Source organism: Saccharomonospora saliphila YIM 90502, assembly GCF_000383795.1.
Lineage (GTDB): Bacteria > Actinomycetota > Actinomycetes > Mycobacteriales > Pseudonocardiaceae > Saccharomonospora > Saccharomonospora saliphila.
On sequence record NZ_KB912712.1, the window covers coordinates 122,198 to 136,508 of the forward strand.

Annotated in this window: 10 protein-coding genes; 2 read left to right on the top strand and 8 right to left on the bottom strand. The window is 70.3% G+C overall.

The features are described 5' to 3' along the window. The 4 genes from SACSA_RS26365 to gltB form a co-directional block, all read right to left on the bottom strand. On the bottom strand, nucleotides 1-386 hold a 386-nt coding region (locus SACSA_RS26365), incomplete at its 3' end, for a PfkB family carbohydrate kinase (protein WP_019819161.1). Beyond that, nucleotides 383-1,144, bottom strand: coding sequence for a DeoR/GlpR family DNA-binding transcription regulator (locus tag SACSA_RS0118185; RefSeq protein ID WP_019819162.1), 762 nt, complete (start codon nucleotides 1,142-1,144; stop codon nucleotides 383-385). The genes SACSA_RS0118185 and SACSA_RS26365, both read right to left, overlap by 4 nt. Before the next feature lie 561 nt (nucleotides 1,145-1,705). After that, a complete protein-coding gene (locus SACSA_RS0118190) occupies nucleotides 1,706-3,157 on the bottom strand; it encodes a glutamate synthase subunit beta (protein WP_019819163.1) in 1,452 nt (483 codons plus the stop codon). Next, nucleotides 3,150-7,709: a glutamate synthase large subunit gene (gene gltB / locus SACSA_RS0118195; RefSeq protein ID WP_019819164.1), complete on the bottom strand. Its 4,560-nt coding sequence runs from the start codon at nucleotides 7,707-7,709 to the stop codon at nucleotides 3,150-3,152. Before gltB ends, SACSA_RS0118190 begins: the two co-directional genes overlap by 8 nt. A 408-nt stretch (nucleotides 7,710-8,117) precedes the next feature. Between gltB and SACSA_RS0118200 the strand changes: the two genes are divergently transcribed. Then, nucleotides 8,118-9,299, top strand: a complete 1,182-nt coding sequence (locus SACSA_RS0118200; RefSeq protein WP_019819165.1) for an acyl-CoA dehydrogenase family protein — start codon at nucleotides 8,118-8,120, stop codon at nucleotides 9,297-9,299. A 74-nt stretch (nucleotides 9,300-9,373) separates the two neighbouring features. On the opposite strand, the gene SACSA_RS24850 is transcribed toward SACSA_RS0118200, so the two are convergent. Both SACSA_RS24850 and SACSA_RS23655 read right to left on the bottom strand, forming a co-directional pair. Continuing rightward, nucleotides 9,374-9,907, bottom strand: coding sequence for a DUF3558 family protein (locus SACSA_RS24850; protein ID WP_232212994.1), 534 nt, complete (start codon nucleotides 9,905-9,907; stop codon nucleotides 9,374-9,376). Between the two features lie 53 nt (nucleotides 9,908-9,960). Next, nucleotides 9,961-10,428 carry a hypothetical protein gene (locus SACSA_RS23655; protein WP_232212995.1) on the bottom strand — a complete coding sequence of 156 codons (468 nt, stop codon included), beginning with the start codon at nucleotides 10,426-10,428 and terminating at the stop codon, nucleotides 9,961-9,963. A gap of 476 nt (nucleotides 10,429-10,904) precedes the next feature. Here SACSA_RS23655 and SACSA_RS23660 point away from each other — a divergent pair, with 476 nt between their 5' ends. Continuing rightward, the gene (locus SACSA_RS23660; protein ID WP_019819168.1) at nucleotides 10,905-12,038 is read left to right on the top strand and encodes a matrixin family metalloprotease; all 1,134 of its coding nucleotides are present in this window, start codon (nucleotides 10,905-10,907) and stop codon (nucleotides 12,036-12,038) included. Nucleotides 12,039-12,097: 59 nt separating this feature from the next. Here the strand turns inward: SACSA_RS23660 and SACSA_RS0118220 are convergent, their stop codons facing one another. Together SACSA_RS0118220 and SACSA_RS23665 are read right to left on the bottom strand one after the other, a co-directional pair. After that, nucleotides 12,098-12,397 carry a hypothetical protein gene (locus tag SACSA_RS0118220; protein ID WP_019819169.1) on the bottom strand — a complete coding sequence of 100 codons (300 nt, stop codon included), beginning with the start codon at nucleotides 12,395-12,397 and terminating at the stop codon, nucleotides 12,098-12,100. A gap of 101 nt (nucleotides 12,398-12,498) precedes the next feature. Next, nucleotides 12,499-14,311: FAD-binding and (Fe-S)-binding domain-containing protein (locus SACSA_RS23665; RefSeq protein ID WP_019819170.1), on the bottom strand; the 1,813-nt coding region annotated here is incomplete at its 5' end.

Consider the following 14,311-nt stretch of genomic DNA (forward strand, 5'->3'; position numbering starts at 1 on the left):
CCGGGCTCGGCTGCCTCGCCGACGGCGGCGACCAGCGCCTCCACGTCGCGCGGGGGCAGGTGCGGGCCGGGGAGGTTCACCTTGGTGACCACGCCGTCCGGTTCGGCGAGCGTGAGGTTGGTGCGGGTCGGGCCGCTCACCGGCACCGGGCGCACGGCCACCCCGGCCTCGTCGAGCAGATCGACGAGGCGGCGCCCGTCCGTGCCGCCGACGCACACCACGGCGACGGTCTTGCAGCCGTGTGTGGCCAGCGCGCGGGAGACGTTGACGCCCTTGCCGCCGGGTTCGTCGGTGGTGTGGTCGGCGCGTAGCACACCGCCGCGCCGCAGCTCGGCGACCTGCACCGTGCGGTCCAGGCTCGGGTTCGCGGTGACGGTGACGATCATGCGCGGATCACCTTCGGCCCTTCGGTCTCCAGGTGCCGGGCCGTGTCGGCGTCAAGGCCGTTGTCGGTGACCAGGACGTCGACCTCGGACAGCGTGCCGAAGCGCACGAGGCAGTCAGTGCCGATCTTGGTGTGGTCGGCGAGGACCACGACGCGGCGGGCGGCGGCGATCATCGCGCGTTTCACCGCGGCCTCGGAGGAGTCGGGAGTGGACAGTCCGTGTCCGGCGGTGAGCCCGTTCGTGCCGACGAAGGCCACGTCCACGCGGGTGTCGGCCAGCGAGCGCAGCGCCCAGTCCTCCACCGAGGCCATCGTGCGCCCGCGTACCTTGCCGCCGACGATCAGCACCGTCGTGCGGGGGCGGGTCACGAGACTGCCCGCGATCGGTACGGAGTTGGTCACCACGGTGAGTTCGCGCTCCGCGGGCCACGCCTCGGCCATCCGGGCGGTGGTGGTGCCCGCGTCGAGCAGCACCGCACCCTCGGCGGGCAGCTCTGCCAGGGCGGCCTTGGCGATGCGTTCCTTCTCGGCGGTGCGCACCTCGTCCCGGTCGGCCAGGCCGGGTTCGAAACCGAGCCGCTCCACCGGGATCGCGCCGCCGTGCACGCGGCGGAGCAGGCCGTGCCGTTCGAGCACGGACATGTCGCGGCGGATGGTTTCGGTGGTCAGGCCGAACTCCTCGGCGAGATCGGCGACGTCCACGCGGCCCTCGGTCCGGGCGCGCTCGACGATCGCCTGCTGCCGCTCCTCTGCGTACATGTGGTTTCACCGCCGGGTCGATCTGTGTTTCGTTGGTTATAGTTGGGTTAATGTGGCATGTCAAGGATCGGATCGGCGGACACCCGGTTGCGCCTTGTTGTCTTGTCGTCAAGGCCCCTTTGACTGCGTTGAGCGCAGTGAAGGAGGCCTTGACGGCATGCCAACGGACTGAACGGGACGTTCGTGGTCGGGTCGTCGGGTAGCAGGGGAGAGGACGCCGCGTCTGCACCGCGGAGCGACGTGTGCTCCGTCGTGAGTACAGAGGGCAGCCGTGCGCCGGTGTGGGCAGACCGCGAGCTGCCCGGCAGCCGGGTCGTGATCGGGTACGTGCCCGGCCGGTCCTTGAGCGCTAGGAGCGCCACCGTGGGTGGCGGGGGAGTCGTCGGGCCAGGTTGCGACCCGTGCAGACCGGGCTCTGGCAGGACGGATGTTCGGACACCGTGCCCGGACGCGGTCAAGGCCCGCCTTCGCCGCGCTGAGTGCGGTGAAGGCGGGCCTTGACTCGCGGCCCTGTGGGGGCGACTCGCGGCCCTGTGGGGGCAACTCGCGGCCCTGTGGGGGTTACGCGATGGGGCGGTCCGTTGGGTTGACCGGCCTGGGGAGGACGTCGCGGTCGGTGAGGTAGGCGTCCACGCCCGCCGCGGCCGAGCGGCCCTCCGCGATGGCCCAGACGATGAGGGACTGGCCCCGGCCCATGTCCCCGGCGACGAACACGTTGTCGAGGCTGGTCCGGTAGGAGTTGTCCCGGGCGACGTTGCCGCGCTGGTCCAGCTCCACGCCGAGCTGGTCGAGCAGACCTTCCTTCTGCGGCCCGACGAAGCCCATCGCCAGGAGCACGAGCTGTGCCGGGATCTCCCGTTCGGTGCCCTCGACGGGAACGAACGTGCCGTTCTCGTTGCGGACCTCGACCAGCTTCACCGCACGCAGGTTGCCCTCGTCGTCGGCGAGGAACTCCTGCGTGTTCACCGAATAGAGCCGTTCGCCGCCCTCCTCGTGGGCCGACGACACCCGGTAGATCATCGGATACATCGGCCACGGGTGCGCCTCCGAGCGCGACTCCGGTGGCTTCGGCATGATCTCCAGCTGCGTGACCGACCGGGCACCCTGGCGGTGCGCCGTGCCCACGCAGTCGGCACCGGTGTCCCCGCCGCCGATGACGACCACGTCCTTGCCCGCCGCGGAGATCGGCGTCTCGGTGGCCGCGCCGCTGGCCACCCGGTTCGCCAGGGGCAGGTACTCCATCGCCTGGTACACGCCGGTGGTCTCCCGGCCCGTGGCGGGCAGGTCCCGCCAGGCCGTGGCCCCACCGGCGAGCACCACCGCGTCGTAGTCGGCGCGCAGCTCGTCGGCGGTGATATCCACCCCGACGTTGACGTTCGTGCGGAACCGGGTGCCCTCGGCGCGCATCTGGTCGAGCCTGCGGTCGAGCCGGAACTTCTCCATCTTGAACTCGGGAATCCCGTACCGCAGCAGACCGCCGATCGCGTCGGCCCGCTCAAGCACCTCCACGTCGTGCCCGGCGCGGGTGAGCTGCTGCGCGGCGGCCAGCCCCGACGGCCCGGAACCGACCACGGCCACCTTCCTGCCGGTGCGCGTCTCCGGCGGCCGCGGGGTGACCCAGCCTTCCTCCCACGCGCGGTCGATGATCGAGATCTCGACCCGCTTGATGGTCACCGGGTCGTCGTTGATGCCCAGCACGCACGCCGTCTCACACGGCGCGGGGCACAGGGTGCCGGTGAACTCCGGAAAGTTGTTCGTGGCGTGCAGGCGTTCGATGGCCTCGCGCCAGTCGTCGCGCCAGGCCAGGGTGTTCCAGTCGGGGATCAGGTTGCCCAGCGGGCAGCCCTGGTGGCAGAACGGGACGCCGCAGTCCATGCAGCGGCCCGCCTGCTTGGTGAGCTTGGCGTTCTCGAAGTCCTCGTAGACCTCGCGCCAGTCCTTGATCCGCACGTCGACCGGACGCGACTTCGGCGTCTGCCTCGGTGTGGTGAGAAAACCCTTGGGGTCAGCCATGAGCCGCCTCCATGATCGCTTCGTTGACGTCCCTGCCGTCGCGTTCGGCCGCGGCCCGCGCCTTCAGGACGCGCTTGAAGTCCTTCGGCATCACCTTCGAAAACCGTGGCAGCGCGGAGTCCCAGTCGGTGAGCAGCGCGTGCGCCACGGCCGAGCCGGTCTCGGCATGGTGGCGGGCAACGGCGTCGGCGAGCAGCTCAGAGTCCTCGTCGTCGAGCGGGTCGAGGTCCACCATCTCGTGGTTCACCCGGCCGGGGTCGAGGTCGAGCACGTAGGCCACACCGCCCGACATGCCCGCCGCGAAGTTGCGGCCCGTGGGGCCCAGCACCACGACTCGTCCGCCGGTCATGTACTCGCATCCGTGGTCGCCGACACCCTCGACGACGGCCAGCGCGCCGGAGTTGCGCACGCAGAACCGCTCACCGACCCGGCCGCGCAGGAAGATCTCCCCGCCGGTGGCCCCGTAGCTGATGACGTTGCCCGCGATGATGTGTTCCTCGGCGGCGAACCGCGCGTCCTTCGGCGGGCGGACGATGATCCGGCCACCGGAAAGGCCCTTGGCGACGTAGTCGTTGCCGTCGCCCACCAGCCGCAGCGTGATGCCCCTGGGCACGAAGGCGCCGAAGGACTGGCCCGCCGTTCCGGAGAAGGTCACGTCGATGGTGTCGTCGGGCAGGCCCTCGCCGCCCCACCGCTTCGTCACCTCGGAGCCGAGCATGGTGCCGACCGTGCGGTTGACGTTGCGCACCGGCAGGTCGAGCCGCACCGTGTCGCCATTGTTGAGCGCGCCCTCGGCGAGCTGGATGAGCGTGTTGTCCAGCGCCTTGTCGAGCCCGTGATCCTGGGTGACGACCTGGTGCCGCGCGGCCCCCGGCTCCAGCTCCGGAACGTGGAAGATCGGCGAGAGGTCCAGCCCGCTGGCCTTCCAGTGGTCCACCGCCTTGCGGGTGTCCAGCAGCTCGGCGTGGCCGACGGCCTCCTCGATGGAACGGAAGCCGAGCTGGGCGAGGTACTCGCGCACCTCCTGGGCGATGAACTCGAAGAAGTTCACCACGTAGTCGGCCTTGCCGTTGAACTTGGCCCGCAGCGTCGGGTTCTGCGTCGCCACGCCCACCGGGCAGGTGTCCAGGTGGCACACGCGCATCATGATGCAGCCCGACACCACCAGCGTCGACGTGGCGAAGCCGAACTCCTCGGCGCCCAGCAGCGCCGCCACGATGACGTCGCGGCCGGTCTTGAGCTGACCGTCGGTCTGCACCACGATCCGGTCACGCAGGCGGTTGGCCAGCAGCGTCTGCTGCGTCTCGGCCAGGCCCAGTTCCCACGGGCCACCGGCGTGCTTGATCGAGGAAAGGGGAGACGCGCCCGTGCCGCCGTCGTGGCCGGAGATGAGCACCACGTCGGCGTGCGCCTTCGACACTCCCGCGGCGACCGTGCCGACGCCGACCTCGGACACCAGCTTCACGTGGATGCGGGCGTCCGGGTTGGCGTTCTTCAGGTCGTGGATGAGCTGGGCGAGGTCCTCGATCGAGTAGATGTCGTGGTGCGGCGGTGGCGAGATCAGGCCCACGCCCGGCGTGGAGTGCCGGGTCTTGGCGATCCACGGGTACACCTTGCCGCCGGGCAGCTGGCCGCCCTCACCGGGCTTGGCGCCCTGCGCCATCTTGATCTGGATGTCGTCCGAGTTGACCAGATACTCGCTGGTCACGCCGAACCGGCCGCTGGCGACCTGCTTGACCGCACTGCGCCGTTCCTGGTCGTAGAGCCGCTCGGGGTCCTCGCCGCCCTCACCGGTGTTCGACTTCCCGCCGAGCCGGTTCATCGCGATGGCCAGCGTCTCGTGCATCTCCTGCGAGATGGAGCCGTACGAGATGGCGCCGGTGGCGAACCGCTTGACGATCTCGGAGACCGGCTCGACCTCCTCGATCGGCACCGGCTCCCGGACACCCTCCTTGAGATCGAACAGCCCGCGCAGCGTCATCAGCCGCTCGGCCTGCTCGTCCACCGACCTGGTGTACTCCTTGAAGATGTCGTACTTGCCCGCGCGAGTGGAGTGCTGGAGCTTGAACACCGTCTGCGGGCTGAACAGGTGCGGTTCACCCTCGCGCCGCCACTGGTAATCGCCGCCGACGTCCAGCTCCCGGTGGTGGGCCTGCACGCCGTCGGAGGGGAAGGCCTTGCGGTGCCGCTCGGCGACCTCGCGAGCGAGCAGCTCGAAGCCGACGCCACCCAGCCGCGAGGTGGTGCCCGCGAAGCAGGTGTCGATCACCTCGGAGCCGAGCCCGATCGCCTCGAAGATCTGCGCGCCGGTGTACGAGGCCACGGTCGACACGCCCATCTTGGACATCGTCTTGCGCACGCCCTTGCCGAGCGCCTTGATGAGGTTGCGGGTGGCCTCGACGGCCGAGACCTCGCCCAGCCTGCCCCGCGCGGCCATCTCCTCGACGGTCGCCATCGCCATGTAGGGGTTCACGGCGGCGGCGCCGTAGCCGATGAGCAGCGCGATGTGGTGCACCTCGCGGGCGTCGCCCGATTCGACGACAAGGCCGACCTGCGTGCGGCTCTTCTCCCGCACCAGGTGGTGGTGCACCGCTCCGGTCAGCAGCAGCGACGGGATCGCCGCGTGCTCGGCGTCGACGCCGCGGTCGGAGAGCACGATCAGCCGCGCTCCGGAGGCGATGGCCTCGCTGACCTCGGTGCGGATCTCGTCGAGCCGGGTCAGCAGCGCGTCGCCACCGCCCGCGACGTGGTAGGTGCCGTGCACGGTGTAGGACTGGAACTCCGGCAGGTCACCGTCGTCGTTGACGTGCACCAGCTTGGCGAGTTCGTCGTTGTCCAGCACGGGGAACGGCAGCACGATCTTGCGGCAGTGGCCGGGACCCGCGTCGAGCAGGTTCGGCTCCGACCCGAGCTGGGTGCCCAGCGCGGTCACCAGTTCCTCGCGGATGGCGTCCAACGGGGGGTTGGTCACCTGGGCGAAGAGCTGGGTGAAGTAGTCGAAGAGCTGCCGGGGCCTGCTCGTCAGCGGGGCCAGCGGAGAGTCGTTGCCCATCGAGCCGATCGGCTCCGCGCCGGAGCGGGCCATCGGTTCGAGCAGGACGTTCAGCTCCTCCTCCGTGTAGCCGAACGCCTGCTGCCTGCGCACCAGGGAGGAGTGTGAGGGCACCTCGCGCTCGCGCTCGGGCAGTTCGCCCAGGCGCAGCATGCCTTCGTCGAGCCACTCGCCGTACGGGTGTTCGGCGGCCAGGCCGCCCTTGATCTCCTCGTCGTCGACGATGCGGCCTTCGGCCGTGTCCACGAGGAACATCCGGCCGGGCTCGAGCCTGCCCTTGCGCACGATGCTGGACTGCTCCAGTTCGAGCACGCCGACCTCACTGGCCAGCACCACAAGGCCGTCCTCGGTCACCCAGTACCGCGCCGGGCGCAGACCGTTGCGGTCGAGCACGGCGCCGATCTGGGTGCCGTCGGTGAATGACACCAGGGCCGGGCCGTCCCACGGCTCCATCAGCGTGGAGTGGAATTCGTAGAAGGCACGGAGATGCCGGTCCATCTCCCCGGCGGCTCGGTTGTCGGCTCCGCCGACGGTGTTCTCCCACGCCTCCGGGATCATCATCAGCACCGCGTGCGGCAGCGAACGGCCGCCCAGGTGCAGCAGCTCAAGCACCTCGTCGAACGAGGCCGAGTCGCTCGCGTCGGGGCTGACGATCGGGTAGAGGCGGCGCAGTTCCCCCGGGATGAGGTCGGTGGACATCTGCGACTCGCGGGCGTTCATCCAGTTGCGGTTGCCCTTGAGCGTGTTGATCTCGCCGTTGTGGGCGACGTAGCGGTACGGGTGCGCCAGCGGCCACGACGGGAAGGTGTTGGTGGAGAACCGCGAGTGGACCAAGCCGATCGCGCTGACCACCCGCTCGTCGGTCAGATCGGGGAAGAACCGCTCCACCTGCGGTTCGGTGAGCATCCCCTTGTACACGACGGTGCGGGCCGACAGGCTGGGGAAGTAGACCTCGTGCTCGCCGAGCGCGTGCTCGGCGCGCTTGCGCACGCAGAAGGCGGCGCGTTCCAGCGCCAGCCCGGTGACCTCCTCGCGGTGCGGGGCGAGGAAGAGCTGGGCGAAGTGCGGCATCGTGCTCGCGGCCGTTGGCCCGACGTGGTCGGTGTCCACCGGGAGTTCGCGCCAGCCGAGGATGCGCATGTCCTCTTCGGCGGCGATCCGCTCGATGGTGGACATGGCTTTGCCGCGAGCCTGTTCGTCCTGGGGGAGGAAGGCGGTGCCGACGGCGTAGGCGCCGGGCTCGGGCAGCGCGAAGTCGACGACCTCGCGGTAGAACGCGTCCGGCACCTGGATCAGGATGCCCGCGCCGTCACCGGTCTCCGGCTCGGAACCGCGGGCGCCGCGATGTTCGAGGTTGCGCAGGGCAACGAGCGCCTTGGCGACGATGCTGTGATCTTTGCGGCCCGCGAGATCGGCGACGAAGGCGACGCCACAGGCGTCGTGCTCGTACTCCTTGTCGTACAAGCCGCCGATGGGCTCGTGCGGTGCGTGGCGGGTCACGGCTGGCCGCCCTCCTATGGCTCGGCACAACCGGGCCGTGCGCCATGCCGACCGGAGTGCGCGGTCGGCTAACGCTGCGGCCCGATGTTGCGATGGTCAGTTCAGGAACGGTCGATGTCGCTGCCCGTGAGACGGATGACGCATCGGGGTGACCACACAGCGTTGTGCGGCGCATGGGTACTGCGCGGCCGTGAACGGCCCACTGGGTTCGTCGGCCCTTCCGGCGCGCGAAGAGTTCCCGGGTTCGCCGGTCTTATGACAGTAATGTGAAATCGCGGTTATCGGGATAGCTGCGGCGGCGCACGTGGGAAACACCACGTCCGGATTGACGATCGCCCTGATCCCTGCTTTTTGCCCATGTTAGTGGCGTGACCAGGTCAAACAGTCGTCGGGGTAAGGTCTGGCGGCATGGCTGACACCGGGCTTGACCCCAGGGACTTTCTCACCGTCGACGACGATCTCTCCGCCGAGGAGCGCGACATCCGCGATGCCGTGCGGGAATATGCCCGCGCCGAGCTGGAGCCGAAGATCGCGGATTGGTATGAAACCGCAACGCTGCCCGCCCGCGAACTGGCGAGGGATTTCGGCCGGTTGGGGCTACTCGGGATGCACCTGACCGGCTACGGCTGCGCGGGCACCTCGGCAGTCGCCTACGGCGTCGCGTGCCGCGAGCTGGAGGCCGTGGACTCGGGACTGCGCAGCTTCGTGTCCGTGCAGGGGTCGTTGGCGATGTACGCGATCCACCGCTGGGGCACCGAGCAGCAGCGGCAGCGGTGGCTCCCGCCGCTGGCCGCGGGGGAGGCGATCGGCTGCTTCGGCCTCACCGAGCCGGACGCGGGCAGCGATCCGGCGTCCATGCGGACCCGCGCGCGCCGCGACGGGTCCGATTGGGTGCTCGACGGCACGAAGATGTGGATCACCAACGGCACGGTCGCCGACGTCGCCGTGGTCTGGGCGCACACCGAGGACGGTGTGCGCGGGTTCGTGGTGCCCACCGACACCCCGGGTTTCACGGCCAACGAGGTCACGCGCAAGCTCTCGCTGCGCGCGTCGTTGACCGCCGAGCTGGTGCTCGACGGGGTCCGGTTGCCCGCCGACGCGGCGCTGGGCGAGGTGACCGGGCTGCGTGGCCCGCTGTCGTGTCTGAACGAGGCCCGCTACGGCATCGTGTTCGGTGCGGTCGGCGCGGCGCGGGCCTGCTACGAGGCCGCGCTGGAGTACACGACCACGCGGGAACAGTTCGGGCACCCGCTGGCCGCCTACCAGCTCACCCAGCGCAAGCTCGCCGACCTGGTGGTGGAGGTCAACCGCGCGGGGCTGGTGGCCCTGCGGCTCGGCAGGCTGAAGGACGAGGGCAGGCTGCACCACAATCACGTCAGCTTCGGCAAGCTGGCCAACGTCCGTTCGGCGCTGGACGTGGCCCGCACCGCCCGCTCGATGCTGGGTGCCAACGGCATCTCGCTGGAGTACCCGGTGATGCGGCACATGACGAACCTGGAGACCGTGCTCACCTACGAGGGCACCGAGGAGATGCACGCCCTGTCGCTCGGCCAGGCGGTCACGGGCATCCCGGCGTTCCGCGTCTCGTGACGCCCCGGCCGTGGGCGCGAGCGGTGTGCCGCGCCCACGGCACGGAGCGCCCATGGCCGGCCGCGCCCACGGCGTTACCCCGGCAGCCGGGGCTCCACCACGTACGCCACCTGCCGCGCCACCTCACACGCCTGCTCGACGTCGTCCATCGCCGTGATGTTGATGTCGATTCTCGACCGGTCGCCGATTTGCAGGGCCAAGGCGCAGTCGTTGAACCGTGGGTTCGGTGCTTCCGCCGCGGGGCGCCCGTTCACCTCTCCCGTGGCGACACCGCCGCCCACGTCGTTGACCGTCTCCACGCCCTGTGTGTCTCGCAACGCGAGACCGATGTTGGGTTCGTCGTCGAACGGCGCCTCGGCGGCCGACCGCCACAGACAGCTCCGTGCGCTCCCCAGTTCCTGCGGCTCCGGTCGATGGAACGAGCCGTACTCGCTGAGGTCGCGTCGAGCCTCGATGAGTTTGCAGGGATCGATGTCGGTGCTGGACGATGCCTTGTCACTGGATTTGTCGGGTGGCGAGGTCGCCGTCGTCGCCGTCCCCGGCGTGACGTCGGCTTGCGGATTTCCACCCTTGTCGGTCGTGCATGCCGTGCCGGCAACAGCAGTCACGGTGAGTACCGTCAGCAGCACAGTCACTCGCTGCATGGTTCCCCTTGCGATGATCACGGATTGCCGAGACCCCTGGTGAGTGCATCGGCGGCCGTGGCTTCCGCTTCGTCGTACTGGCTGGACGCGTGCAGTAGTGCCTCGATACTCGTCTCCACGATGACCCTCAACTTCTCCACGGCCGAACGAACCGAGCCGGGTCCGGTGGCGGCCTGCTGCATGTGCCGTGACATCAGCTTGCCGTAGTCGTGATCGCCCAACGGCGGTTCTTGGTCGAAGACCTGCAACCTGTTCTCAACGCTATCGATCCGGTCGAGGCAACGACGCAGCGCGCCGATCAGCTCATTCGCCTGGTCCCGTGTGACTCGGAAGCCGCCTTCCCTGGCCGAGTCGACCAGCTTCCCGGCCGCTGCCTGTGACTGGGCGAATGAGGCCGCCCGCATCGCGTCCGCGAAGAACGCCGCCGATTTCCTTGCGTCGCCTGGGGTGGCACGCGTCGGGCCCATGTCCTTGAACTCGGTCATGACTGCCCCCAAGAGTGGACCGCTGCGCGCGGGACCGTTCAGCATGGAGTGTAGCCGGGTGGCTGCGAGGCGTTCGCCGGGTTCTTCGACCCTGCCGCCGAAGGCGGAGTCGAACACACACTGGGTGATCCGAGTGGCGGCGTTGCTAGCCCGTTCAGCCTAATCGATCTTCGTCTGTTCGGGCGATTAAGTCTGATCGGTTCTACTGACACGATCTGTCGGCAACGATCAGTAAGCCATCCGTCCGCATGCCGTACACGACGGCTGCCGGACCGACATCGCGGTGTCCCGCCGCGAACTGGGGGTGACTCCCCCGGGCGGTCCCGCCTCGGTGGGCTGTCCGCACGGGGAGCACGGCCACCGGCCTCGGAGCCGCCGTGCCGGTGCCGCTCCGGTTTCGCGTACCGCCGCCGCCGACGTCGGTCCGCGCTACGCCGCGCCGTGGCGGTGTGCACCGCTGCTCTCAGGGGAGACCCATGCCGAAGTCCACCCGGCTCCTGACGCTCACGCTGGCCGCCCTGACCGCCGCGGCGTTGCCCGTCGCACAGCTCCAGCCCGCGCACGCCGAGCAGCCGCCGTCGCCGCCCGGCTTGGAATGGCTGTGCGAGGGTGGCGGGCCCATCCCCGCGGCGGAGCTGGTGAACCGGGTCGTGTCCCCCGCGTGCTCGCTGGTGGGTCGCATGGTGACCGGCCCGGCGGACACCCGCGGGCTCAACGTCCGGGTGCCGGAACCGGGTGAGCTGGTGCGCGCGTTCGCGGTGAAACCGGGCGGCAGCGAGGTGCTCACCGTCAGCAACCTCGACGGCGAGATCCGGACGGAGTTCGACGACACGGCTGACGGTGCCGACACGGCCGACACGGCCGACACCGCCCACCCCGACGACACCGCCCACGGGGCCAGGGGGACGGAGGCGCGGCACGACGCCGTCGCCGGGCCGTGCGAGCAGAGCGCGTACGCGTTCAACCACGGCGGTCGGGGCTTTCCCTCGCTGCGCTGGTACTACAACTCGGGCAGCGCCGCGCGGGCCGGGCTGTCCGTCGCGGGCGCGCGGGAGGCGATCGTGCGCGCCAACCGCACGATGACCGACGTCCGCGACGACTGCGGCCTGCCCCGGCCTGACGGCCGGGCTCGCAGTGAGTACCTCGGCGACACTCGCGCCTCGGCCAACATCGACAGCGGTGCCGGATGCACCAGCGGGTTCCCCGACGGGGACAACACCGTGAGCTGGGGCCCGTTCGACAGCGGCCTGAACTACCTGGCTCTGACCTGCACCATGTCCAGCAGTGCGACCGAGCAGATCTACGAGGCCGACATCTACCTCGCCTCGAACCGGAACCTGACGCTCGACCTGCCGAAGAAGGGTTGCTCCCGGCTCTGGGACGTCGAGGCCGTCGCCACTCACGAGTGGGGCCACGCGTTCGGTCTGGGCCACGTCGACGAGGAAACCAATGGCGACCTCACGATGAGCCCGGCGATCACCTCCTGCGACACCAGTGCGCGCACCCTCGGGCTCGGCGATCACCGCGGGCTCGACGCGCTCTACGGCGCTCCGAGCCAGCCCGGAAGTCGGCCCGGCCTTCTCGACTGGGTGGGCGACATCCTGGGCTGAGCGGGCCAGGCACGCAGAGGGGTGCCGGGGCGGGATGCGCGCCCGGCACCCTCTCCGGCTCAGTTGCCGACCAGCGAGGGAGCGAGCGCGCGCTGTCCCGCGTCGGTGAGCACGGCGGGCACCCGCTGGCCCGGCCTGCCCGCGTAGGCGGGGGCGATCAGCCCCGCGCGTGCCAGGCGGTGCGCGGTGCCCTGGTCGCAGCAGGCCAGTCCGTCGAGAAAGAGGTCCGGTTCGCTGCTACAGGTGATTTCGGCATCGCCCCGGGACACCGCGCGGAGTGTGGCGCGCTCCCGGTGGTTGAGGTCGGCTTCGGCGTACCCGCTGTCGCTGTGCTCCGTGTCGGTCTCGTCCTGAGGCACGGCGCCTCCTCGTTCGTGCGTGACGACCGGCTCCTTTACCGGTCGTTTGCCCACGATTCAACCCCGTGTCCCACGGATCTCTCAGCGTTGTGCGAGAAATCTCATTCTTTCGAGGGGGTGGTGCCGCCCGCGCGATGGGTCGTCCTCTGGGGGGCCCGCTCTCCGTTGTCGGCCCGCTGACCAGCGATGGCCCGGTCGAGCACCTCCGCGAGGTGCCACGACCGCCTGCCGGTCAGCTCCTCGATCTGGGTTCGGCAGCTGAACCCGTCGGCGAGCACGAGCGTGTCCTCATCCGCCGCCTGAACCTCCGGCACGAGCACTCGTTCGGCGGCCGCGACCGACACCGCGTAGTGCCCGCGCTCGATCCCGAAGTTGCCCGCGAGGCCGCAGCACCCGGAGTCCAGGGTGCGATTGCCGATGCCCACCCGCCGCAGCAGCCGCTCGTCGGCGTCGTTGCCGAACACCGCGTGCTGGTGGCAGTGCTGCTGGGTGATCGCGTCGGCCTCCAGTCCGCCGAAGTCGGTTCCGCCGGCGTCGCGCTCCAGCAGTTCGGCCAGGCTCATCGCGTCGAGCCGGGGCGCGTCGAGCAGGTCGTGCAGGTCGTGCCGCAGCACCGCGAGGCAGCTCGGTTCGAGGCCGACGATCGGCGTGCCCGCCTCGATCTCCGGCTCCAGCACGCGCAGGCTGTGCCGCAGCACGCGGCGGGCAAGGCCGAGCTGCCCGGTGGAGATCCAGGTCAGACCGCAGCACACCGACGAGCGCGGCAGCACCACCTCGAACCCGGCGTGTTCCAGTACCCGCGTGGCGGCGGCGCCGATCTCGGGAGCGAGGAAGTTGGTGAACGTGTCCGGCCACAGCAGCACCCTCGGGCGCGCGGTAGCGGTGTCCCCGGCACCGTCCGGACGGGGCTTGCGGCGCCACGCCCGGCGCAGCGGGGTGCGGGAGAACGCGGGCAGTGCGCGTTCCTCGGCGATGCCACCGAGCCGCTTGAGCATCCGCGACAGCCCGGGCGTCCGCAGCGCGGTATTGACCAGTCCCGGAGCGGCCGAGGCCAGCCGCGCCCACAGCGGCAGGAAGCCCAGCGAGTAGTGCGAGGCCGGGCGCACGCGGCCCGCGTAGTGGTGGTGCAGGAACTCGGCCTTGTACGAGGCCATGTCCACGTTGACCGGACAGTCGGAGAGACACCCCTTGCATGCCAGGCAGAGATCCAGCGCGTCGCGGACCTCCGTGGAATCCCAGCCCCCGGTGACGGTCTCGCCGCGCATCATCTCGGACAGCAGCCGAGCCCTGCCCCGGGTGGAGTGCTCCTCCCTGCCGGTGACCATGTAGCTCGGGCACATCACGCCGGTTGAGGTGTCGATGCACTTGCCGACCCCGACGCAACGCCGCGCGGCGGTGGCGAGGCTGCCGCCGTCGTGCGGGTAGCGCAGCGTGAGCGGCAGTTCCACGGTCGGCCCTGAGAAGCGCATGTCGGCGTCGAGCGGGCGGGGCCGGACGAGGTTGCCCGGGTTGAGCACGTCGTCCGGGTCCCACACCGCCTTGAACGCCTCGAACAGCCGCAGGACCTCCGGCGGGTACATGCGGTCCAGCAGCTCGGCCCTGGCCTGGCCGTCGCCGTGTTCGCCCGACAGCGACCCGCCGTGCGCCACCACCAGGTCCGCGGCCTCGGTCATGAACTCGCGGAACGTGCGCAGGCCCTCGTCGCCTCCGAGGTCGAAGTCGATCCGCACGTGCACGCATCCCTCACCGAAGTGCCCGTACGGAACACCGCGCAACCCGTGCCGCGCGAGCAGCGCGCGGAAGCCGCGCAGGTAGGAGCCGAGCCGTTCCGGCGGGACGGCGGCGTCCTCCCAGCCGGGCCACGCCTCCGAGCCGTCGGCCATGCGGGTGGCGATGCCCGCCGCCGACTCGCGG

Excerpts from the sequence above, each read along its gene's own strand:
- SACSA_RS0118185 (WP_019819162.1), bottom strand. The coding sequence starts at position 1,144 with ATGTACGCAGAGGAGCGGCAGCAGGCGATCGTCGAGCGCGCCCGGACC.
- SACSA_RS0118190 (WP_019819163.1), bottom strand. The coding sequence starts at position 3,157 with ATGGCTGACCCCAAGGGTTTTCTCACCACACCGAGGCAGACGCCGAAG.
- SACSA_RS0118200 (WP_019819165.1), top strand. The coding sequence starts at position 8,118 with ATGGCTGACACCGGGCTTGACCCCAGGGACTTTCTCACCGTCGACGAC.
- SACSA_RS23655 (WP_232212995.1), bottom strand. The coding sequence starts at position 10,428 with ATGACCGAGTTCAAGGACATGGGCCCGACGCGTGCCACCCCAGGCGAC.
- SACSA_RS23660 (WP_019819168.1), top strand. The coding sequence starts at position 10,905 with ATGCCGAAGTCCACCCGGCTCCTGACGCTCACGCTGGCCGCCCTGACC.